At 38.6% G+C, this 21,093-nt stretch carries 24 protein-coding genes; 15 read left to right on the top strand and 9 right to left on the bottom strand.

Translation table 11 applies throughout. The features are described 5' to 3' along the window. Positions 1-162 precede the first annotated feature (162 nt). The 4 genes from I6E72_RS00965 to I6E72_RS00950 all read left to right on the top strand — a co-directional run bounded on the left by I6E72_RS00965 (position 163) and on the right by I6E72_RS00950 (position 3,239). Positions 163-1,527, top strand: coding sequence for a COG3014 family protein (locus tag I6E72_RS00965; RefSeq protein ID WP_197101927.1), 1,365 nt, complete (start codon positions 163-165; stop codon positions 1,525-1,527). A gap of 8 nt (positions 1,528-1,535) precedes the next feature. Further along, positions 1,536-1,961 carry a YcfL family protein gene (locus tag I6E72_RS00960; protein WP_007582549.1) on the top strand — a complete coding sequence of 142 codons (426 nt, stop codon included), beginning with the start codon at positions 1,536-1,538 and terminating at the stop codon, positions 1,959-1,961. Positions 1,962-1,972: 11 nt separating this feature from the next. After that, the gene (gene lpoB, locus I6E72_RS00955; RefSeq protein ID WP_007375407.1) at positions 1,973-2,593 is read left to right on the top strand and encodes a penicillin-binding protein activator LpoB; all 621 of its coding nucleotides are present in this window, start codon (positions 1,973-1,975) and stop codon (positions 2,591-2,593) included. A 178-nt stretch (positions 2,594-2,771) separates the two neighbouring features. Next, the gene (locus I6E72_RS00950) at positions 2,772-3,239 is read left to right on the top strand and encodes a glycine zipper 2TM domain-containing protein (protein WP_008134100.1); all 468 of its coding nucleotides are present in this window, start codon (positions 2,772-2,774) and stop codon (positions 3,237-3,239) included. Positions 3,240-3,620: 381 nt separating this feature from the next. On the opposite strand, the gene I6E72_RS00945 is transcribed toward I6E72_RS00950, so the two are convergent. Together I6E72_RS00945 and I6E72_RS00940 are read right to left on the bottom strand one after the other, a co-directional pair. Next, positions 3,621-4,838 carry a pyridoxal phosphate-dependent aminotransferase gene (locus I6E72_RS00945; protein WP_010554238.1) on the bottom strand — a complete coding sequence of 406 codons (1,218 nt, stop codon included), beginning with the start codon at positions 4,836-4,838 and terminating at the stop codon, positions 3,621-3,623. Between the two features lie 366 nt (positions 4,839-5,204). After that, the gene (locus I6E72_RS00940; protein WP_024592529.1) at positions 5,205-5,549 is read right to left on the bottom strand and encodes an Hpt domain-containing protein; all 345 of its coding nucleotides are present in this window, start codon (positions 5,547-5,549) and stop codon (positions 5,205-5,207) included. A 137-nt stretch (positions 5,550-5,686) separates the two neighbouring features. Between I6E72_RS00940 and I6E72_RS00935 the strand changes: the two genes are divergently transcribed. Beyond that, the gene (locus tag I6E72_RS00935; protein WP_010554237.1) at positions 5,687-6,283 is read left to right on the top strand and encodes a tRNA-uridine aminocarboxypropyltransferase; all 597 of its coding nucleotides are present in this window, start codon (positions 5,687-5,689) and stop codon (positions 6,281-6,283) included. A 24-nt stretch (positions 6,284-6,307) separates the two neighbouring features. Further along, on the top strand, positions 6,308-7,090 hold the full coding sequence (locus I6E72_RS00930; RefSeq protein WP_024592528.1) for a CLCA_X family protein: 783 nt from the start codon (positions 6,308-6,310) through the stop codon (positions 7,088-7,090). A 48-nt stretch (positions 7,091-7,138) separates the two neighbouring features. Here I6E72_RS00930 and I6E72_RS00925 read toward each other — a convergent pair whose 3' ends face one another. Next, a complete protein-coding gene (locus tag I6E72_RS00925) occupies positions 7,139-7,702 on the bottom strand; it encodes a cysteine hydrolase family protein (protein WP_197110810.1) in 564 nt (187 codons plus the stop codon). A 99-nt stretch (positions 7,703-7,801) separates the two neighbouring features. On the opposite strand from I6E72_RS00925, the gene I6E72_RS19675 reads away from it, so the two are divergent. After that, a complete protein-coding gene (locus I6E72_RS19675; RefSeq protein ID WP_231620488.1) occupies positions 7,802-8,185 on the top strand; it encodes a DJ-1/PfpI family protein in 384 nt (127 codons plus the stop codon). Then, on the top strand, positions 8,172-8,636 hold the full coding sequence (locus I6E72_RS19670) for a GlxA family transcriptional regulator (protein WP_231620487.1): 465 nt from the start codon (positions 8,172-8,174) through the stop codon (positions 8,634-8,636). The genes I6E72_RS19675 and I6E72_RS19670 overlap by 14 nt, the downstream gene beginning before the upstream one ends. A gap of 229 nt (positions 8,637-8,865) precedes the next feature. Here the strand turns inward: I6E72_RS19670 and dcd are convergent, their stop codons facing one another. Then, positions 8,866-9,450 carry a dCTP deaminase gene (gene dcd / locus I6E72_RS00915; protein ID WP_008168080.1) on the bottom strand — a complete coding sequence of 195 codons (585 nt, stop codon included), beginning with the start codon at positions 9,448-9,450 and terminating at the stop codon, positions 8,866-8,868. Positions 9,451-9,456: 6 nt separating this feature from the next. Then, positions 9,457-10,533, bottom strand: a complete 1,077-nt coding sequence (gene apbC / locus I6E72_RS00910) for an iron-sulfur cluster carrier protein ApbC (RefSeq protein WP_024599367.1) — start codon at positions 10,531-10,533, stop codon at positions 9,457-9,459. Positions 10,534-10,720: 187 nt separating this feature from the next. Here apbC and metG point away from each other — a divergent pair, with 187 nt between their 5' ends. Both metG and I6E72_RS00900 read left to right on the top strand, forming a co-directional pair. Next, positions 10,721-12,742 carry a methionine--tRNA ligase gene (gene metG / locus I6E72_RS00905; RefSeq protein WP_197110809.1) on the top strand — a complete coding sequence of 674 codons (2,022 nt, stop codon included), beginning with the start codon at positions 10,721-10,723 and terminating at the stop codon, positions 12,740-12,742. A gap of 129 nt (positions 12,743-12,871) precedes the next feature. Further along, complete coding sequence (locus tag I6E72_RS00900; RefSeq protein WP_197110808.1) at positions 12,872-13,519, top strand: bifunctional 4-hydroxy-2-oxoglutarate aldolase/2-dehydro-3-deoxy-phosphogluconate aldolase; 648 nt, start codon at positions 12,872-12,874, stop codon at positions 13,517-13,519. An 81-nt stretch (positions 13,520-13,600) separates the two neighbouring features. On the opposite strand, the gene lepB is transcribed toward I6E72_RS00900, so the two are convergent. Further along, positions 13,601-14,251: a signal peptidase I gene (gene lepB, locus I6E72_RS00895; protein ID WP_197110807.1), complete on the bottom strand. Its 651-nt coding sequence runs from the start codon at positions 14,249-14,251 to the stop codon at positions 13,601-13,603. 184 nt (positions 14,252-14,435) lie between these two features. Between lepB and I6E72_RS00890 the strand changes: the two genes are divergently transcribed. Further along, complete coding sequence (locus I6E72_RS00890; RefSeq protein WP_197110806.1) at positions 14,436-14,936, top strand: fasciclin domain-containing protein; 501 nt, start codon at positions 14,436-14,438, stop codon at positions 14,934-14,936. An 81-nt stretch (positions 14,937-15,017) separates the two neighbouring features. Here I6E72_RS00890 and I6E72_RS00885 read toward each other — a convergent pair whose 3' ends face one another. The 3 genes from I6E72_RS00885 to aceK all read right to left on the bottom strand — a co-directional run bounded on the left by I6E72_RS00885 (position 15,018) and on the right by aceK (position 18,131). After that, on the bottom strand, positions 15,018-15,269 hold the full coding sequence (locus I6E72_RS00885; RefSeq protein ID WP_007582532.1) for a DUF2999 family protein: 252 nt from the start codon (positions 15,267-15,269) through the stop codon (positions 15,018-15,020). Between the two features lie 62 nt (positions 15,270-15,331). Continuing rightward, positions 15,332-16,294 carry a zinc-binding dehydrogenase gene (locus I6E72_RS00880; RefSeq protein WP_010554229.1) on the bottom strand — a complete coding sequence of 321 codons (963 nt, stop codon included), beginning with the start codon at positions 16,292-16,294 and terminating at the stop codon, positions 15,332-15,334. A gap of 64 nt (positions 16,295-16,358) precedes the next feature. Next, entirely contained in the window at positions 16,359-18,131 is a 1,773-nt protein-coding gene (aceK, locus tag I6E72_RS00875) for a bifunctional isocitrate dehydrogenase kinase/phosphatase (protein WP_197110805.1), read from the bottom strand. Positions 18,132-18,512: 381 nt separating this feature from the next. Between aceK and I6E72_RS00870 the strand changes: the two genes are divergently transcribed. From I6E72_RS00870 to I6E72_RS00855, 4 genes are all read left to right on the top strand, one after another. Next, a complete protein-coding gene (locus I6E72_RS00870; protein WP_101216732.1) occupies positions 18,513-19,460 on the top strand; it encodes a LysR family transcriptional regulator in 948 nt (315 codons plus the stop codon). A gap of 306 nt (positions 19,461-19,766) precedes the next feature. Next, positions 19,767-20,099 carry a hypothetical protein gene (locus I6E72_RS00865; RefSeq protein ID WP_133120254.1) on the top strand — a complete coding sequence of 111 codons (333 nt, stop codon included), beginning with the start codon at positions 19,767-19,769 and terminating at the stop codon, positions 20,097-20,099. An 87-nt stretch (positions 20,100-20,186) separates the two neighbouring features. Continuing rightward, positions 20,187-20,636, top strand: a complete 450-nt coding sequence (locus I6E72_RS00860; RefSeq protein WP_101216730.1) for a hypothetical protein — start codon at positions 20,187-20,189, stop codon at positions 20,634-20,636. Next, positions 20,620-21,069: a GNAT family N-acetyltransferase gene (locus tag I6E72_RS00855; protein WP_197110804.1), complete on the top strand. Its 450-nt coding sequence runs from the start codon at positions 20,620-20,622 to the stop codon at positions 21,067-21,069. Before I6E72_RS00860 ends, I6E72_RS00855 begins: the two co-directional genes overlap by 17 nt. The last annotated feature ends 24 nt before the right edge of the window (positions 21,070-21,093 follow it).

Raw genomic sequence — 21,093 nt, 5'->3', positions numbered from 1 at the left:
TCAATATTGTTACCCAACAAGAAAATTCACACTTTGTTCACCAATGTCATTTTATATTTCTTTATTAGCAGGCAGTTTTACTCTACGATTTTTTACAATATTTCACACATTTAGCTAAAAATAATATGTTAATGTATGCAGGTAAATTAAGAGGAGTGCGCAGTGCGCCTAAGTATAATTTTAAGCTTTTGTTGTATTTTAAGTGGGTGTAGCACAATGGGCTTTAATGACCTATTTAATGACTATGCCACGCAAATGACACCAATAAGAAATGCGATCGAGAAAAACAATATCGAAGAAGCGCAATCCCTTATTGCCAATAATAGCACCATGCACAGCAGCTACTTACTCAACCAACTTGAGCAAGCTCGCTTAAACGACTTAGCCAATACGCCACAAGAGGCACAAAGTAAATTTGAGAACGTGTATACGCAAATGCAAAAAAAACGCGAAGCCGCCAAAATACAAGTAAGTGCGGGGCTTGAGCAAAGCAATGCGTTATTTACTAACGACTCAGCCATAACTTATGTACCACCGGCTTACGAAATGAGTATGCTTCATAGTTATAAAGCACTTAACTACGTGTATAAAAATGATGTAGAAGGCGCTTTGGTCGAAATTCGCCGTGCTAATAAAGTACAAGTTGATGCACTAAGCGAAAATAAAACAGATGGCGACTCAACAGTTAAGGAAGCGCAGCAGCACTACCCTAGCATGGGCAATGTAACCAGAGATGTAAAAAATGGCTTTCAAAATGCCTACACATTTTATTTATCTGCTTTGCTTTACCAAAGCGCTAAACAGTATGACGATGCTTATATTGATTATAAAAAAGCACTGGCTATACAACCTAACAATATTTATTTACAGCAGGACGTAATGCGCTTTGCTAAAAAACAAGGGTTTGACCAAGACCTAAGTGAATTTAAAAAACGTTTTAGTGATGCACCCACTATTTCTGCAACACAAGGCGAAGTAATTGTTTTATTTGAACAAGGCTTAGTACCAAAACAAGATGAATTTAAACTGCGCTTGCCAATTTATTCGTCACGCGGCGATGCACGCTTTTACAGCCTTGCAATGCCAGTATATAAAGATAATGCCTATGTGCGCCGTCTTAATAATATAAACATAGATGCACAAAGCTTAGCGCTGAGCCCATTAGTACACATTGAAGCACTTGCAGCAAAAACATTAGAAGATCAAATACCTGCAAAAGTAGCTCGCCAAGTGCTTAGGTTAGTAGCTAAAGAAAAAGTCCGTGCAGAGCTTGCACGCAGTGCCGGTGACGTAGGTAATATACTTGCCAATATTTATAATTTGGCGTCTGAGCAAGCTGATACACGCAGTTGGCTTACGCTTCCAAATCAAATAAGTGTTGCAAGGCAAAGCCTAAATACAGGTGAGCATTCTCTGCATATAGGCACACAAGCACCTATAAATTTTACCGTTAGTAAGCAAGGGTTAACGTTAATTTACTTAACCTCCATTAATAGCTACTTTAATTATCACGTAGTTCAACTTTAGGAGCCATCATGAAATACATAGCGCCATTATTAGCAGTTTTAATGCTCAGTGCATGTTCCAGCAAACCGGTTACATCGGGTATTTCTGTTGAACAAAATAAAAATCAGTTTAATGAGCAATTACGTGTAGATAACCCAGAGCTCGGTAAAAAGCTGGCCATTACTGATGTTAAAACACGTCAAACCAACCAGTTAACCGATGTAGTAGTGACACTTTCGAGCCAGTATAAAAAATCACAGTATTTGCAGTATCAATTTAATTGGTTTGATAAAGACGGCTTTGTTATTAAAGGCAATCATTCACCTTGGCAAGCACTCACCTTATTTGGTTTTGCAAAAACACAATTACCGGGCTTAGCACCTAGCTCTGATGCGGTTACCTTTTCTTTAGCAGTAAGAGAAGTGTCTACCGAATCACAAGAATTTAAAGATTAAAGGAAACAACCATGATAATCAGTAACAAATTTAAAACAGCATCAACTTACGCTTTAGTTGGCTTGAGCGCTTTAGTATTAAGTGGCTGTGCTAATAAAGCCGTAGTAAGTTATGGCGATGCACAAGCAGTAGAAACAACAGATATTAATTTTGGTTCTACCGACTTACAAAAAGTAGCGAGCCAAATGACCGACTCATTACTTAGCTCACCTGTTGTTGGCACAATGACCGCTAATAAACGCCCTGTAGTATTTGTTGAGCGTATTAAAAATAAAACCAGCGAGCACATTGATACAGAATCAATCACCGATTCAATCTCAACACAAATGCTACGCAGCGGTAAGTTCCGTTTTGTAGATATGACCCGTGTTGAGTCAGTACGTGAGCAATTAACGTTTCAAAACGAAGATGCCCTGGTTAATCCTGCAACAGCCGTTGCATTTGGTAAACAAATTGGCGCGCAATATATGTTATATGGAAACTTATCAAGCATCGTTAAATCAAATGCCGATAAATCAGACGTATACTATAAATTTACAATGCGCTTAATGGATATGGAAAGCGGCCTAGTTGAGTGGGCAGACGAAACTGAAATTCGTAAAACTAAAGAAAAATCAACCTTTGGCTGGTAGCTAATACCAATCTGCTTATATATGGGGTCTATTTAACGTTATGAAAATTACGCTAGTACTAGGCAAAAATTTTTGTATTTAGTTGTTCTAAATAAAAAATTTTTACCGACGTTATAGCGCAATTTAATTCGTTAAATTGATCAAAGATTTATGCAGGTTGGTATAAAAGGAGCAAGTTATGAAAGCAATTACTGTAATTATGTGCGCTTTACTTACAATAAGCGCGCCTACGTTTGCTAAATACGAGCGCAATAAAGCAGTCCCTGTGCAGCAAGTTTTATTTGGTGACGTAAAATCGGTACGCAATATTACCGAACAAGAAATCATTCAAGACAAAAACAACGGCTGGAAAACCTTCGGCGGTGCATTACTCGGTGGCGTAGTAGGCAACCAGTTTGGTGGTGGTAGCGGCCGCACAGTAGCAACAATATTAGGTTCGGTAATTGGCGGCAGTGTTGCACATAATAGGCAGCAGCAAAGTCATTATCAGCAAAATCACTTTGTAGAGTTATTAATACAAGTTGAAAATGGCGACCAGTTTATGGTTGTTCAAGATCAGGACCAATCAATGCGTTTTAGCAAAGGCGATAACGTAAGATTAGTGTACTTGAACGACAACACAGTGCGTGTAGATAAAGCGTACTAGGACGTGCTGAACTTTGGTGGTTGAATTTGCAGCAGAATGTTTGGTATTTAGACAAGGCAGAGCCTATGAACTGTGGTTGTTCCCTATTAATAGGCGATAACGCAGCATAAATGCCAAACATGCGCTGCCCGAAGGGTTCTGCCTAGCGGCAATTAACTCTTTGTTGCTCGGTTTTTACTTATTCTTACATGGATGTAAGCCAGTAGGGTAACGCAGGAGCAGTTACCGAGCCCACTAGGTTACAAACCTCGCGTCGCGATTTAATCGCCCCTAGATTGAACAAATTTCAATCCACAAAGATCTACACGCCCTGTTAATATATTCATGACTAAAGTAAAAAACGAGCCAAATTTGGCTCGTTTTTTTATTATTTTTTAATAACTATACTTGGCGATAGTCTTTAAAAAACCGCTTCATTTTTAACATCGCATCCGATAAATCATCTTTGCTTGGTAAAAAGACCAACCTAAAATGATCAGGATCTGGCCAATTAAACGCCCTGCCATGTACAAGTAATATTTTTTCGGCTTTTAGCAAATCGTACATCATCTTTTCATCATCTTTGACGTTAAAAAGTGCTGTATCTACTTTGGCAAACGCATAGAGTGCGCCTTTAGGTTTTTTACAACTAATGCCTTCAATATCATTTAATCCGCGCCATGCAATATCACGCTGCTCATACAAGCGACCACCCGGGTTTATTAGACTATCAATTGATTGCACGCCGCCCAAAGCCTGTTGAATCGCATACTGTGCAGGTACATTTGCGCACAAACGCATAGATGAAAGTATTTCTAGGCCTTTGCGTAAATCATCCATTACCGAGGTACGACCGCTTAGAACCATCCACCCCATTCTCAGCCCCGCTGCACGGTAGGTTTTAGCTAAACCATTAAAAGTAATAATAGGCACATCGTCGCAAAGTGAGCCGATTGAAGTATGCGTTATACCATCGTATAAAATCTTTTCGTAAATTTCATCGCTCAATAACAGCAGTTTATGTTCACGCGCTATATCAATTAATTGCATTAACAAATCATCACTGTAAACCGCACCAGTAGGATTATTAGGATTAATTAATACCAGAGCTTTAGTTTTAGACGTGATTTTACTTTTTATATCGGCAATGTCCGGAAACCAATCTTGCTCTTCATCACATAAATAATGTACCGGATTACCACCCGATAACGTGACCGAAGCAGTCCAAAGTGGATAATCTGGAGCAGGAATAAGCACTTCGTCACCATTATTTAATAGCGCTTGGGTGATCATCTGAATAAGTTCGCTTACGCCATTACCAATATAAATGTTATCTACATCTAAATTATGTAATCCACGTTGTTGATAGTGTTGATAAATAGCCACGCGAGCTGAATAGAGGCCTTTAGAGTCACAGTAACCTTGGGCTGAATATAAGTTGCGGATAATATCTCGGTGCATATCTTCTGGCATATCAAAACCAAAAGCAGCCGGATTACCTATATTCAATTTTAATACTTTTTGACCTTCGTCTTCCATTTTTTTAGCTTGCGCTAAAACCGGCCCACGAATGTCATAACATACACCTTCTAATTTGTGACTCTTTTTAATATCAGACATTTTTACCTCTTTAGGGCGTATTGACTTAATGGATTAAATTTGTTCAACCTAGGGGCGATTTAATCGCGGCGCGAGATTTGTAACCTAGTGGGCTAAGTAAAAATTGAGTAACAAAGAGAAAATAGCCCCTAGGAAGAACCCTCTGGGCAATGCGTGTTTGGATTTTATGTGTTGTTATCGCCTATTTATGTGGAAAAACCACACTGCATAGGCTCTACCTAACCTAAAAACCAGACACTCGTTGCAAATTCAATCCCGAAAGATCAACACGCCCTAGTGAGTCTTTAGACTAACCTAGTAAAGGCGCAAAATGCCAGTGTATTTGATTACTTAGTACTGAAATAAATTCACGTTTAGCTTATATTTTTAACGAGATGCTAACCATTCATTTAGCTTAGCTTGAGAGCCTGTTACTTGAGTCATTAAGCTATTAGATGCGTCGATGGCTTCAGCTAAGTTATCTAGGTTTAAATTTTGTTCAATAACGCGAGATACTTCAGCAAGGCTTGAAGCACCAAACTGCGCAGCGTTAGATTTTAAGCTATGAGAATGACGAATCGCCGCTTCTCTGTCTTTTCCAATGGTTGCTAAAACTTCAGAGCCTAAACGCTCAAACTCCGAGCAGCAAAAATCAAGTGTATCAGCAAACTGCTCACCCAATAACGATTCCATACTCTCTAATGCTGATGTATCAATATTTATTTCTGTCATATTTTAAGCCCTTAAAACAATCCATGTAAATTACAGTTTAATAGTACTACTTTATATTGATGCGTAAAAAAAACCAACTTAATTACCTTATAAATGTATAATTGTGAGGATCATACTGGCAACAAAAAGTTTATTAAATGGCACGCACACTTTGTAATCATTGTAACTTTGCACTTAACACCTGTATTTGCAGCGCAATTACAAATATAAACAACAAAGTTAAGGTTATTATTCTACAGCACCCAAGCGAAGAAAAAATAGCAAAAAATACCGCTAAACTACTCAATTTGTGTCTAACTGATTGCCAAATAGTCAAAGGCGAAAATAATGACGACTTTTCTATTCTTAAATCACTGCCAGTAAGCTCAACTGTTTTGCTCTACCCTAACGAACACGCTGTAAATTTAGACGATAGCGCTGAGCAATCTAATATAAAAAACATCACCCATTTAATCGTGGTTGATGGTACATGGAAAAAAGCCTACAAAATTTTGCAGCTCACCACATTGCTAAATCAATTCAAAACGGTCAGTTTTAAACAGTTACCTAAAAATCGTTATGCTATTCGTAAAGCCCCTAGGGCCGACAGCCTATCCACACTTGAAGCCGTAGCGCATAGTTTGTTTTTAATAGAGCAGTTAAATCCTGCACCACTTTATAATGTGCTTGATGAATTAATACAAAAACAAACCCAACACATGCCCGAGCACGTAAAAGCACGTTACTTAGATTAAATTCGTTACTATATGAAACTTGCAATGCGTAACTACCCTAACAGACTAAAACGTGGCTTTACTCGCCAAGGACCCGACTATCGCTTTGACGACCAAGTCGACTTTAGCGATATAAGAGATACCTTCGGCTTTAGATCAATGGTCGTCGGTAAATGGGTAACTAAAGAAGAGCGCTATATTAGCGCCAATTTAATTTACGATGCACTGGCCGACCTTGCACAAATACTGCATTTACCGCCCAAAGCTATTGGCCTGCGCGGGAAGCTTAATTTTGCATTTGGTCATGGTGGTCAAAAAGGTGTGCAAGCGCATTATAATGCAGCCTCTCAAACACTTGCTCTTGCAAAAAATGCAGGCGGTGGTGCACTTGCTCACGAATGGTTCCATGCGTTTGACCATCATATAAGTGAGCATTTATTTGCAGCAAAACCCCGCTTTGGCTTTGCCTCAAAATTATGGCTTTCAAACACGCCTAATTTATCGCACCCACTTAATAATGCTTTGAACAGTTTTTATAAAAATGTATTTTTAGATGAGCAAGGCGTTGATGCAAATAACTTTGTACAAACATGCATAGAACACGATAAAGCTCACAATATGAATTATATGAGTATGCCAGAGGAGCTTGCCGCACGTTGTTTTGAAGCCTGTATTGAGCAGCATTCAAATATAAAAAATAGCTTTTTAGTGGGGGGCTTACAAAGTAGTAATTTAATATACCCAAATATTGGGCATATTAATAAAGCAAATGAAGCGCTTAACCAGTACTTTGAACTACTGGGTTATGCGCTTCATAAAATGGATTAAATCAGCTCTTAAAGTGATGCTTAGCTAAACCATTACCTGTACTAATGGTTAGCGAACTAAATCTAGTAATTTGTTTGTGCTCTGAACATTACAATAACCAAAGCTCAATGCAGCCATAAATGCATGATGAACATTATGTGCAGATACTACCACCCCATTAAATTCAAGATCTAATGTAGCACAAGCATCATGTGCTACATGACATTCATAGCCAAAATCTACTGCAGCACGAGTAACAGCATCAATACACATATGGCTCATAGCACCAACAATAATCAACCTTTCAACGTTGAGCTCTTCTAGTACTCTTTGTAAATCAGTATCGCGAAAACTATTTATTTGATGCTTTAAAACGACCGGCTCACCTTCAATTGGAGTAACCGTAGGATGGATTTTCGCACCATCAGAGTTAGGCACAAAGAACGGAGCCTCGTCAGAAGGAAACTCATGACGAACATGAACTACAGGCATACCATTATCACGAAATTGAGCTAGTAGTATTGCTGTATTTTCTGAGGCTTTTTCAGTTCCAGACAGAGGCCATTTAGCTCCTTCGAATGTAGAGTAATAATCGTTTTGTAAATCAATAAGTAGTAATGCTATGTTAGACATAATAATCTCTCTTATGTTGTTTAGGTTATCTGTTGAGACTATTATGCAAAACATCAACTCATTACACCGATGGCGAAATAGCCATAAATCAGTTTAAAAATGACAAAGCATGTTCAGATCACAATTATCGACTACCCCAACGCCCTACAAAGTGCAGTACAAGGCTTTAAAGAGTTATTTTTTTTGGCAAACAGAATAGTTATAGAAAGCCAGCTTGAAGTTCAGTTCTCTGTAAAGGTCATTCAGCCCGGTATAGATTTAGATGGGATGAGCCAAAATGATATTATTATTCTCCCACCAAACTTAGATGGTGATTATTACTACACGCCTCAACCCAAGTTGTTGCAATACCTCAACGAGGCTCATCAAAAAGGGACTATATTATGCTCTGCTTGCGCTGGTGCATTTATACTTGCCAAAACAGGCTTATTAAATAATCGTGTTGCTACAACACATTGGCAATTAGCTGATGTCATGGATTGATCTAGGGCTAGAAATCGTGGCTCAATTCACAAAACCACACGTTATGCGTACACTTGGAAAGTTTCTTATCGTTGATACGGGTAAAAGAGAACAACGCTATTACGGTAGTTTTTCGCCAAAACTTAATCACGGGAATAAACAAATATTACTAGTTCAGCATTTCATTCAAGCAAATTATAGTAAAACACTGAATGTTTCTGTACTAGCTGCTTTGGCCTGTATGAGCGAGCGAACATTTCTTCGACAATTCACCCATGCCACAACATTAAAGCCGATACAGTATATTCAAAAAATAAGAGTGCAAAAGGCATGTGAGCTATTAGAATCGACCACTCACAGTTTTGAGCGAGTGGCTCTGAATATTGGCTATGACGATGTAAACAGTTTTCGCAAAGTATTTATTAAGATAATCGGATTAAGCCCTACGGCGTTTAAAGAAAGATTTTTTTGAATAGATAGTACCAAAGGGAAGAATCATTAATTACCGTTGTATTCTCACTTCACTATTAAAATAAATGGCTATTATTGTAAATATTGAATTAAAGGTATAAAACTTTCATCTTTATACTTAGCAAACTTGTTGCACACGCTTAATAAAGCAAATGAAGCGCTTAACCAGTATTTTGCACTACCGGGTTATGCGCTTCATAAAATGGACGAATAAAAGCTTTATTTAGTGGTTACTTATCGTCACTAATACGACTTGCTACTGCGCTGCTTTGATCTTTATATTTTGCATCTTTACGAATATTGTATGGGTTTTCACACGGGCCCGATAACATTTCAAAGCTCATAGCCCCAATTTTCATCAGTGGGCGAAGAGCGAGTGGTAATTTACCTGAGTTGTAAAACTCTAAAACAATATTACCGCTCCAGCCTGGATCTATTCGGTGCGCAGTTACATGCACCATTAAACCTAAACGTGCTAGCGATGAGCGTCCATCTAACCACCCTACTATGTCTGCTGGCAGAGTTACTTTTTCGTGCGTTATAGCAAGTGCAAGTTCACCTGGGTGTAAAAAGAATGCTTCACCTTCATCAAGCACTATTTCTTCACTCATGATTGATTCCATGGCTTTATTTAGCTGATCTTTTGGACCACTTAAATCGACGTATGCCGCGTTGTGTGCATTAAAAGTTCTGAATTTATTACCTAATCGCAAATCGGCAGTTACGCCTGAAATCATGTCACTTGTTGGCGCAGGCTCAATAACAATGCGACCATCGCTTAGGTATTCATTAATATGTGTGTCTGAAAGTCTCATTATTTACTAATCTTCTGTAATCACAATTTCAATCGCATTGTGATGCTGTTGATAATAAAGCGTGCTGGCTATAAGCCTCGCTGCTGCGCTGTATGTTTTGCTTATTGCCGCGTCGTTATCGTTGGCAATAAGTTTTCCTTGCTCAGAATACTCGCGTATATCTATTGCAAGAGGAATATGACTAAGTACGGGTACGCCGTGCTTGTGCGCAAGTTTTTGTGCGCCGTCTTTACCAAATACGTGGTTAGCTTCGCCGCAATGGCTGCAAATGTAATAACTCATGTTTTCAATTAAGCCCAGCACTGGCACGTTTACTTTATTAAACATAGCAATGCCTTTTTGCGCATCGGCAAGGGCTAAGTCTTGCGGCGTAGTGACAATAACAGTGCCGCTCGCGGGTACTTTTTGGCTCATTGTAAGTTGAATATCACCAGTGCCCGGTGGCATATCTACAATTAAGTAATCAAGCTCGCCCCAATCAGTCTCGTTAAGCAATTGGCTAAGCGCGCCTGAAGCCATTGGCCCGCGCCATACGGTGGCGTCATCGCTTGGGACTAAAAAGCCAATTGACTGCGCTTTAATGCCGTTTGCATCAAAAGGCTGTAGCTGTTTGTTATCTTTAGTGACGGGCTCTGCGCCCACCAAGCCTAAAAGCATTGGAATAGATGGGCCATAAATATCAGCATCTAAAATACCCACCTTTGCGCCTTCGTTTTTAAGGGCGCCCGCCAAGTTAACAGCAGTAGTCGATTTACCTACTCCGCCTTTGCCTGAGGCAATAAGCACAATATGTTTAATCGCCTTAAACTTAGCTGCCTCTTTAATGATAACCTTGGCGCTAATTGTTACAGACACATTTAAGCTTTCACTTACGTGTTGCTCAACTAAAGGCATTTCTGATTGCCCAGCAAATGGCAGGGTTAATTTAATGTGTAGTGATTTATCGTCATTTTGAGTAATAGTATCAATGAAGCTTTCGTCAATACCGACGGCAAAAGCCGCACTACGATATGCCGCTAAGGCAGTAATAATCGGTTGTTTTTGCACCGATTTAGAAGAGAATAGTTTCGACAGTCCAAACATAGCAATTAAATAGCGTTTCTTTGATGAAAAGTGCCACGGAATTATGTAACATTCAGGGCATTAACACCAGTCAATTAATAAAAATCCATAAGCTGTGCGCACTCTAAGCAGATAGCTTGTAGATAAATTAATGATAATTGCCGTTTGTATAATAAAAACGGCGTTTTATCCTCAATTCGGAATGATTATGACGCAGCGAAAGATCCTGATTACCAGCGCATTACCTTATGCAAATGGCCCTACTCACTTAGGTCATTTATTGGAATATATTCAAACTGATATTTGGTCACGTTTTCAAAAACTACAGGGCCACGAAGCTTATTATGTTTGCGCAGACGATGCCCACGGCACGCCAATTATGCTTAATGCGCAAAAGCAAGGGATCACGCCTGAAGAAATGGTAAAACAAGTGAGCATAGAGCGCCAACGCGACTTCGCTGACTTTAATATCAAATTTGATAACTACCACAGCACGCATAGCCAAGAAAACAAAGAATTAAGCGAGCTTATTTATAACCGCCTAAACGATGCCGGTCATATTAAAAAGCACACTATTTCGCAATTATTCGATCCGGAAAAAGGTATTTTCTTACCCGATCGTTTTGTAACAGGTACTTGCCCAACGTGTAAGTCTGAAAACCAAAACGGCGACAGTTGTGATTCGTGTGGTGCTACATACAGCCCTACCGAACTCATTAATCCGCGTTCTGTAATGTCAGGTGCAGAGCCTGTACTTAAAGATTCTGAACATTACTTTTTTGATTTGCCAGCATTTGAAGGCATGTTAAAAGAATGGCTACACTCGGGCACTATTCAGCAAGAAATGGCTAACAAGCTAGACGAATGGTTTACCGATGGCTTGCAACAGTGGGATATTAGTCGTGATGCGCCTTACTTTGGTTTTGAAATTCCAAATGCACCGGGCAAATATTTTTACGTTTGGCTAGATGCCCCTATTGGTTACATGGCAAGCTTTAAAAACCTATGTGACAAAAAAGGCATCAACTTTGATGAGTTTTGGGCTGAAGGCTCAAACGCTGAGCTTTATCACTTTATTGGTAAAGACATTATCTACTTCCACAGCTTATTTTGGCCAGCAATGCTAGAAGGCGCTAATTTTAGAAAGCCAACTAACGTATTCGCTCATGGTTTTGTCACTGTAAATGGCGAAAAAATGTCTAAATCAAAGGGTACGTTTATTAAAGCGCGTACTTATTTAGATAACTTAAACCCAGAGTACTTACGTTACTACTACGCAGCAAAATTAAGCAGCGGTATTGTTGACCTTGATTTAAACCTAGAAGACTTTGCACAACGTGTAAATTCAGACCTAGTAGGTAAAGTAGTAAATATAGCGAGCCGTTGTGCTGGCTTTATTACTAAAAAGTTTGATGGCAAGCTAAGCAGCACAATTATGCAACCAGAGCTATTAGCAGAATTTCAAGCGGCTGCACCGAGCATTACAACACACTATGAGAACCGCGATTACAGCCGCGCAATTCGCGAAATAATGGCGCTTGCCGACAAAGCAAACCAATTTATTGATGGCGCAGCACCTTGGGTATTAATTAAAGACGAAACTAAGCAACAAGAAGCACACGAAGTGTGTTCTCTTGGTCTTAACTTATTCCGCGTTTTAATTACTTACTTAAAACCCGTGTTACCAGAAATGGCCGACAACGTACAAGCGTTTTTAAATGACGACCTTGCATGGAACAGCGTTCAAAATGCGCTAGTAAGCCACCCTATCAATAAATTTAAACCGTTAATGCAACGTGTTGAAATGGATAAAGTAAATAAAATGGTTGAAGAATCTAAAGAAAGCTTAGCGCCAAAAGTAACTATTGACCCTAACAGCCCACTTGCAAAAGAGCCGATTAGCGACGAAATAGAATTTGATGACTTTGCAAAAGTAGATTTACGCGTAGCTAAAATTGCTAAAGCTGAGCACGTAGAAGGCGCCGATAAACTACTTAAGCTAACACTTGATTTAGGCGGCGAAACTCGCCAAGTATTTGCGGGTATTAAATCGGCTTACGCACCAGAGGATCTTGAAGGTAAGTTAACCGTTATGGTTGCTAACCTTAAGCCTCGTAAAATGCGCTTTGGTATGTCTGAGGGCATGGTATTAGCAGCAGGTCCTGGCGGAAAAGAAATTTATATTCTAAACCCAGATGACGGCTCAGAGCCTGGTATGCGCGTAATGTAAGCTAACGCTTAATAACCCATCTAAAAACCGCTGATACTGTCAGCGGTTTTTTTATAAGCTTCCCTATTTGCTTTATAGGCATTATTTAAATAATATCAGTGTATTAAAATATTTTTTAGATCAACAACCATGACCAGCAACCTTGATACCCAAAGACTAAATACCAGTGCGCTAATCAAGCAATATAAGTTACTCGCAATCTTGCGCTTAAAACAACAAAGCGATGTAGCTCCATTAATTGACTGCTTAGTTAATGCGGGCATAAACGCACTCGAAATCACTTCAAACACACCTGGCTTTGAGCAAGAAATAACAAAAGCACGCGCTGCTCATAAAAATGCCTTCATTGGCGCAGGTACAATTCTAAATACAACACTTGCTCAGCAAGCAATTGATGCCGGTGCACAATTTATTGTAACCCCTAACACAAATAAAGCCGTTGTAGATCTTGCTCACCAGCATGGTTTACCTGTACTTATGGGCGCATTAACACCTACCGATGTTGCAAATGCGATTGAATATAATGCTGACATTATTAAGGTATTTCCTGCTGGCAGTATGGGCGTTGGTTACTTTAAAGCATTAACAGGACCATTTTCAGACGCGCAACTAATGCCTGTTGGTGGCATTACTTTGGATAATATATCTCAGTGGTTTGACGCAGGTGCTTGCGGCGCGGCAGTCAGTGGTGATTTTTGTAAAATAGTTAATACCGAACAAGAACGTGATGCACTTACTAAGTTAGTACACAGCTATATAAGTAAACTGCCTAAATAGGCAGTTGTACTTTTATTTATAAAACAACCCAGATATAGGCTGATTGTATTTGATGCGTATTGTAAAAAATTAGTCACTGCATTAATTTAATGCCTTTAATACACGATCTTTTCTGGGTAGATAATAGTTATCGTAATCAAGCGACAAAATGACGCGCTCTGCTTTTCCTAATAGCTCATCACGCGGAATTAAACCTATTACACGAGAGTCTGCACTATTATCTCGGTTATCGCCCATTGCTAAATAGTAATCATCAGGAATTGTTATTTCGTCAAACCCCGATAAACGCGAAGGAATATTCGCCACTCTTATCGAATGCTCTAATCCGTTTAAATCTTCAATTTTATCAAGCGAGTCTATGTTGCTGCGCTGATCTGCATAGTTAAGCTTTTTACCATTAATAATAAGCTCATTATTTTCAAGTGCGACACTATCGCCAGGTACCCCAATCACTCGTTTAACTAAACGATTATCGGCAGCTTGTGAGTCAAACACGATAATATCGCCTGTTTGCGGATCACCTAATTTAAAAACCGGTATGTGCGTAAAAGGAATACGTAAGTCGTAAGCCATTTTATCGGTAAGTATTCTATCCCCTTCTTGAATAGTCGGTTTCATTGAGCCTGTAGGCACTTCGTACCAGTCGGCAACAGCGCTTCTAAATACGCTCATTAGTGCAATAAATACGATGAGAGAACGGTTGTTTTTCCAAAAATTATAAACTGGTTTCATGCCTAATCCCTTTAATTTAACACGTCTTTAGTTAAGTAAGTGTTTATATGACTTTACTAATAAGCAGCAGTTCAATTAAGGATGTAACAAAACATGTTTACTACTTAATTTTAATTGATCGATTAAATTTTAAGCGCCGTAACATTTAATGAAACCAACGGGTATTAACTTAAAGGAAAATAAAATGTTTAAGAAAATTACTACTGCATTATTGTTTACAACAGCAAGCCTTGGATTTACTACGGCGGCTTATGCTGATCATCATGGTATGAAAAAAGATGTTGTTGAAGTAGCCGTTGAAAATGGTTCGTTCACTACTCTTGTTGCCGCTGTTAAAGCTGCAGGTTTAGTTGAAACGCTACAAGGTAAAGGACCATTTACTATTTTTGCACCAACAGACGCTGCATTTTCAAAACTGCCTGAAGGCACTGTAGAAATGCTACTCAAGCCTGAAAACAAAGATAAGCTAACGGCGGTATTAACTTACCACGTAGTGTCGGGCAAGGTTATGGCTGCTGATGTAATGACAATTGATAAAGCAACAACCGTGCAAGGTCAATCAGTTATGGTCAAAGCTAGTGATATGGGCGTGATGATTAACGATGCAAACGTTATTAAAGCTGATGTAGAAGCAAGTAACGGCGTAATTCATGTTATCGACACCGTATTACTTCCAAAAGAGTAGTCATAAAAGAATAAGCCAAATAAAAAAGCATAAGTAAATACTTATGCTTTTTTATTGTTTTATGTTTCATCACATAAAAAATTACTGATTTAGTTTTTCTTTCGCTTCTTTTACTTTTTCAAAATCTAAACCAAGTTCGTCGGTTGCTTCTTTAATCAAGTGTGGTTGCGTCATCACCACTGCCATTAGTTGCTGTAGCTTTTCTGGCGGAATACCAAGCTCTTGAACAAGCGCCATTGCCATCATTGGGTTTTGAGTAAACGCTTCAAACAATGCTTTTACTTTTTCGTCGCTTACATTGTGCTCTTTAAGTATTGCTAGTATTGGATTCATTATTAAACCTTAAGTGTTTTTTATAGGGCTTAGTATATGGGCTAAACCCTAAAATTAAAGAGTTACTCTACAAGTAAAACAACTTTACCAGCATTTTCATTACGCTCTAAAATAGCATGAGCTTCGTTTGCGTCGCTCCAAGGCAATGTTTTGTACAGGTTAAAGTCGTACTTTTTAGTGGCAATATCATTGTAAAAACGCGCTACAAAGTCGTCGCGCACCTGGCGTTTAAACTCAATACTACGATTTCTAAGCGTTGAGGCATGAAACGAAATACGTTTGCGTAAAAGCGCGGCAAAATCAACTTCTGCAAAACGTCCATCTAAAAATGCAAGCATTACAATTTGGCAATCCATCGCTGCAATAGCGGCATTTTTATTTAAGTAACTCCCCGAAACAGGATCTACAATTGCATTTGCTGTTAACTCATTTGCTTTCATATATTCTACAAAGTCGGTGGTTTTGTAGTTAATTGCATGATCGGCACCGAGTTCTTTTGCGTGTCGGCATTTGTCATCCGTACCTGCGGTAATAACCACGGTAGCACCTGCGCTTTTAGCCATTTGAATTGCTGCACCGCCCACACCACTAGCACCTGCATGAATAAGCGCTGTTTGCCCTTTTTGCAATTTACCAAGCTCAAATAACGCGCCAAATGCTGTTAGGTACACTTCGCTTATTGCTGCGCCTTCAGCCATTGTTACATCATCGGGTAATTCCATAAGCTGCTTTGCATCAACGGCTACATATTCACTGTAAGCGCCACCAGAACACAAAGCAAAAACACGTTTATTAAGCCAAACTCTATCAACTTTACCACCAATATCGCTAACAACACCGGCACATTCTAAACCTAAAATAGGGCTATCTCCCGCAGGGGCCGGGTATTTACCTTGGCGCTGCATACTGTCTGCACGGTTTACACCTATTGCTGCAACTTTAACAAGTACTTCATGGCTCTTTAAAACCGGTTTTTCGGTTTCACTAAATGCAAGATTACCATCTTCATGAGAAATATATTTCATTGTTGCTCCAAGTTTAAAAACTGTAATAACATATAGATGGGGATGAACACAGATTCAAACAACCTCAAAAGCGCCAACTTTGTTTGTAAGGATAAACATCGGGTAGATAACCATTGTGTACTTGTTGCTGACAACCTTGCCAAAACGTCGCTAAAAACAAGTTACTGTGCTCATTATTAAAATAATTAAACGCAATCTCGTTGGCGCTAAAAAACACCTTAAATTGGCTCGGAAATATATCGTTTTCAGCTATATCAAAATACGAGTTACTACTTAGCTCTTCAAGTGCATTTTGGGTTTGTGGCACCTCTCTAAAGTTGCAATCGGTTAGTGGGCAAATTTCGTCAAAGTCGTAAAACACCACTCGCCCCCATCGCGTTACGCCAAAGTTTTTCATTAGCATGTCGCCCGGAAATATATTAGCACCGGCTAATTCTTTAATTGCTTTACCGTAATCATGCATAACTCTCTCTAAGGTTTTGTTATCGCATTGGGTAATATATAAATTAAGCGGGGTCATTTTACGCTCAACATAAACGTGCTTTAAAATAAGTGCCTTGCCAGATATAACCATGCTGCTGCCAATTTGGCTTTTCATCTGCTCAAGCAGTTCATCGCTAAAACGGCTTAAATCAAACGCTAAATATCTAAATTCGTGTGTGTCTACCAAACGACCAACCCTATCGGCTTGTTTTACAAAGTTATACTTTTCTTTCACTTGTGCTTTGGTGGCTGTTTTTGGCGCACTAAATTTGTCTTTAATTACTTTATAAACGTAATCTAGCCCTTCAATAGTAAATACCAGCATTACCATACCTGGCGTCCCTGGTGCTGTGACATACTTGAAGTTGGCTGGGCTATTTTTAGTCGTATCAACCTTGTGCCGATAAAACTCAGTTTTGGCGTGCTTTATAAAACCAATGGCGTTAAATAACTCAAAGCGTTGTTTATGTGGCATTAACACACTTAAGTAATCTACATAACGAGCGGGCTTATCGGTATCAACCATAAAATAGGTGCGTGCAAAACCAAATAATAAACTTAATTGATCGGCGCCCATCATTACAGCATCAAGCTTTAATCCCTCATCGGTATTTAAAATAGCGATAGCAAAAGGCATATTGTCGCCATTTTTAGCAATGCAGCGCCCAATTAAATAACAGGCTTTGTTTCTAAAAAATAATGAGTTGGCGTATTCAATATACCCATCGTTTAAATTTATAAGTTCGTACACCTGTTTGCATTGCTGCTTAGCGCCTTGCATTAACGTACTTTGTAATGTGGCTACATCGCGTTCTAAATGACTAAACGGCACTCTAAATACTTGATTAGTGATAAGCGTTTTAACGGCGTTATTAAACCCATTATGTAGCGATACCCTGCTCACTAAGCTTTCATAAGAGCGCGGCTCACTACGATACTTTGCTTTTAATACAAACAAATGCACAGTACGAATTTTTTTATCGTCCCAAATTGCGCCAAACGTTGAGTTAAAAAAGGTATGCGCAATAGGTTTATTTTCGTGATTTTCTACCATATCGCCGTAAATATTTTTAGCTAACTGCCACGTTTGCGGGCAAGTAAGTTCAGCATAAGCAATAACTCTCACGGCTTCACTCACGTTTTTAACTTCGCGCTCATACACCTGTAAACGTTCACGCATAGCACTTTGTACACTGTGATACTGTCGTTGTTCAAAACGGCTTTGTGCACCCAGTGTAATATTTAAAAATTGCGAAAACATCGCCTCAAATCCAGCAAAAACAGATCGTGCAAGCTTACTGGCTACAACGTGTTGTAGCGCATTATTAGATTGATTTGTTAGCTTATTTTGCATAAATACAGCACTTATATTGATGCCAGTTATGGCGGTTATTTTTTATTAATGGTTTACACCTTAGCAAGCAGGCTTTAATTTAGATAATTAATAAAGCATATAAATAGAATTTATTGGGCGTATTGACCTTTCGAGGTTAATTTTGCAGCCGTGTATTTGGTTTTTAAGCAAGGCAAAGTACATGTAGTGTGGTGACTCCCCATAAATGTACTTTAACGCTGCATAAAGGCCAAATACACACTGCCCATAGGGTTCTTTCTAGGGACGATTAACTCTTTGTTACTCGATTTTTACTTAGCCCACTAGGTGGCAAACCTCGCGCCGCGATTAAATCGCCCCTAGATTGAACAAATTTCAACCCTGAAAGGCCAACACGCCCATATGAATATAAGAAATGTCGATCTTAACCTTCTCGTTTACTTAAATGTGTTAATAGATGAAAAAAGTGTGTCAAAAGCTGCAAATAAACTTGCTCTTACGCAACCAGCTATGAGTAATGCGCTAAAACGTTTGCGCGATTTATTTGACGACCCGCTACTTGTGCGTGCCGCAGGCTCTATGACGCCAACGGCAAAGGCACTTGCATTAAAGCCTGAAGTTGAGGCCCTATTAAAAATGGCTGAAGCTATTACGCAGCCTAGTGAGCAGTTTAACCCTACAACCGCTGAAGTTACGTTTAGAATAATGGCAAACGACTATATAGAGTCGACCTTAATAGCCCCTTTTATAACGGCGCAGCTTAGTAAAAACCCCGGTATTAATTTTGATGTATTGAGCCCAAGCGACGTAAACCTACAAGATATGGAAAAAGGCACTATTGATTTAGCTATAAACCGCTTTAACGGTCTCCCTCGCTCGTTTCATCAGGCCAGTGTTTGGCGCGATAACTACTGTTGTTTAACGCATCCTAAAAATACATTTTTACAACATTCAGGGTTAGACGACTACTTACAAAAAGAACATATTTGGGTAAACCGTGCAGGTTGGGGGCCGGAGGCCGCTGTTACTAATAAATCAGGTAAGCAAAAATTAGGCTGGGTAGACGAAGCCCTTTGGCAACTAGAACAAACCCGTAAAATACGTGTTTTTACTCGCCACTACATGGTCGCAAGCCTGCTTTGCCAATCAGAGCAACTTATTGCCACCCTACCGCGCAGGCAGGCTAAATTGTTAACCTCTCATACTGATTTAGTAATCAGCCCTGTACCATTTCAAATAGTGCCTATTGAGGTAAAAATGATATGGAGCCCGCTACTACACCACGCGCCTGCACACCAATGGTTAAGGCGTGAATTATTAGCGTTTGCTAAAACGATTGCAGATAGGTAATTAAGAGCAAACCTTTGATTAGTACTCAAGAGCCTAATGCGAGTGCCTGTGCTATGTACTGAATCATCTTATTTTGAGCTAATAGCTTGGTTAGCATTTTAAATACATTGAGTTAAAAACTATCTAATGAAAAAGCTAGAACTCAAATACAGTGTTCGCTGAAGAATTGAATCAAAATAGGTACTGCGTTATTCTTAATTAGTGATATAAAGTCAATAACTTTAGATACTCGTTATCAATAACCTAAGACATATTAAAAAATGGAATTTTATGTACCAATACCTATATTTGAAGTGTTCACTTATAATGAGCAAGGTCACCAAAATTAGCTTTCTTCCTTTCTCTAAAGTTGAAACTGATAATTTAAAAACCCTCTTATTTACTGCACGATTTTTTGTTTATATAGCTCTTGCATACTTTTTGAATGGGTTAGGTACTTTTTTATATGATGTTCATGAAGTTGTTAATTTATACAACTTTGAACAAACTTGGAGCGTAATATTTACAAATATTCATCAGACTCTACTGTTGAAAAAATTATTATGGGAGATGTTATTTAGCGCTGCTATATTAGCGACTGGAGGTATATTGGCTGCAATAGTTTCATTCGAGTTTAAATATGAAAGTAAAAGTGACTAACCTCAAGTCTTTGCTACATTAAAATAAACTTAATCGGATTATAAAAATATCATTAAATAACAACAACTTAAAAACCTTGCTGTGTAAGTGTTATTTAAGAGCCTTTTAAGGAAGATTATTATAAATATTGATTACTCTGCTTATTCACTTAGTGAATTAAACGAAGCAATTGAAAGTATTGACTCACATAAATATCCAGAGAACTACAAACGCCTTAAAGATGAATTAGCTAAACCAAATCGTAACGAGCCAAAAGCTGCGCAACAAATAGTAATAGCTAAAAAGAACACTAAGAAAACAAGTAAAGCGCTCCTGTGTATTGTTTTAGGTTTGTTTATTCTTTTGCGCAGCTATTTTAATTACGAAAGTGGTGTCATTTATAAGAGATACAATGAGCCGGCAGTGGCATCTTTAGAAAATAACCCGAAAAAGTTTTATTTATTTCTTTTTTTCACAATTAGTGCCGGAGGTTTTATTACGGCATATGGTATTCATGCTTTATTTTCTAAAAAAGAAGACAATGATAAACAAACTTAATAATAAGAATAACGATACTGCAAATAAAATTTTTGCTGTCTTTCAAAAATCCTATGCTATTGAGGCTAAACTGATCGGCGCGCATAACTTCCCTCCTTTAGCGCGTAATATTAAAGGTATAAAAAAGTCAGAAACAACTTTTTATGGCTACAGCGAAAAAGAATGTTTAGTAGCTGTTATTGAAGTAGATACAAACAACGAGTGTTTAGATATTTGTAGTTTAACCGTTGATCCTAGTCATTTTAAAAAAGGTATCGCAAGTAAGCTAATAAGTTATGTTTTAGCAATGGATGATTTTTCTCATGCAATAGTGGAGACTGCGGTTGCTAATACTCCTGCAATAAATTTATATAAAAAGCATGGCTTCGTGGAATTTAAAAGATGGACTCCTTCACATGGTATTGAAAACCTGGCTATGTCGGTCGTAATTTAAATCAGTATTTCAAAATAGGTAATT

It is taken from the genome of Pseudoalteromonas sp. NSLLW24, from assembly GCF_015864725.1.
Lineage (GTDB): Bacteria > Pseudomonadota > Gammaproteobacteria > Enterobacterales > Alteromonadaceae > Pseudoalteromonas > Pseudoalteromonas arctica.
The sequence above is the reverse complement of the archived record's forward strand: the minus strand, read 5'-3'. Positions and strand labels throughout refer to the sequence as shown.

Bases quoted from the DNA above. Each gene is read 5' to 3' on its own strand.
- I6E72_RS00960 (WP_007582549.1), top strand. From the start codon at position 1,536: ATGAAATACATAGCGCCATTATTAGCAGTTTTAATGCTCAGTGCATGT.
- lpoB (WP_007375407.1), top strand. From the start codon at position 1,973: ATGATAATCAGTAACAAATTTAAAACAGCATCAACTTACGCTTTAGTT.
- I6E72_RS00950 (WP_008134100.1), top strand. From the start codon at position 2,772: ATGAAAGCAATTACTGTAATTATGTGCGCTTTACTTACAATAAGCGCG.
- I6E72_RS00945 (WP_010554238.1), bottom strand. From the start codon at position 4,838: ATGTCTGATATTAAAAAGAGTCACAAATTAGAAGGTGTATGTTATGAC.
- I6E72_RS00940 (WP_024592529.1), bottom strand. From the start codon at position 5,549: ATGACAGAAATAAATATTGATACATCAGCATTAGAGAGTATGGAATCG.
- I6E72_RS00935 (WP_010554237.1), top strand. From the start codon at position 5,687: ATGGCACGCACACTTTGTAATCATTGTAACTTTGCACTTAACACCTGT.
- I6E72_RS00930 (WP_024592528.1), top strand. From the start codon at position 6,308: ATGCGTAACTACCCTAACAGACTAAAACGTGGCTTTACTCGCCAAGGA.
- I6E72_RS00925 (WP_197110810.1), bottom strand. From the start codon at position 7,702: ATGTCTAACATAGCATTACTACTTATTGATTTACAAAACGATTATTAC.
- I6E72_RS19675 (WP_231620488.1), top strand. From the start codon at position 7,802: ATGACAAAGCATGTTCAGATCACAATTATCGACTACCCCAACGCCCTA.
- I6E72_RS19670 (WP_231620487.1), top strand. From the start codon at position 8,172: ATGTCATGGATTGATCTAGGGCTAGAAATCGTGGCTCAATTCACAAAA.
- dcd (WP_008168080.1), bottom strand. From the start codon at position 9,450: ATGAGACTTTCAGACACACATATTAATGAATACCTAAGCGATGGTCGC.
- apbC (WP_024599367.1), bottom strand. From the start codon at position 10,533: ATGTTTGGACTGTCGAAACTATTCTCTTCTAAATCGGTGCAAAAACAA.
- metG (WP_197110809.1), top strand. From the start codon at position 10,721: ATGACGCAGCGAAAGATCCTGATTACCAGCGCATTACCTTATGCAAAT.
- I6E72_RS00900 (WP_197110808.1), top strand. From the start codon at position 12,872: ATGACCAGCAACCTTGATACCCAAAGACTAAATACCAGTGCGCTAATC.
- lepB (WP_197110807.1), bottom strand. From the start codon at position 14,251: ATGAAACCAGTTTATAATTTTTGGAAAAACAACCGTTCTCTCATCGTA.
- I6E72_RS00890 (WP_197110806.1), top strand. From the start codon at position 14,436: ATGTTTAAGAAAATTACTACTGCATTATTGTTTACAACAGCAAGCCTT.
- I6E72_RS00885 (WP_007582532.1), bottom strand. From the start codon at position 15,269: ATGAATCCAATACTAGCAATACTTAAAGAGCACAATGTAAGCGACGAA.
- I6E72_RS00880 (WP_010554229.1), bottom strand. From the start codon at position 16,294: ATGAAATATATTTCTCATGAAGATGGTAATCTTGCATTTAGTGAAACC.
- aceK (WP_197110805.1), bottom strand. From the start codon at position 18,131: ATGCAAAATAAGCTAACAAATCAATCTAATAATGCGCTACAACACGTT.
- I6E72_RS00870 (WP_101216732.1), top strand. From the start codon at position 18,513: ATGAATATAAGAAATGTCGATCTTAACCTTCTCGTTTACTTAAATGTG.
- I6E72_RS00865 (WP_133120254.1), top strand. From the start codon at position 19,767: ATGAGCAAGGTCACCAAAATTAGCTTTCTTCCTTTCTCTAAAGTTGAA.
- I6E72_RS00855 (WP_197110804.1), top strand. From the start codon at position 20,620: ATGATAAACAAACTTAATAATAAGAATAACGATACTGCAAATAAAATT.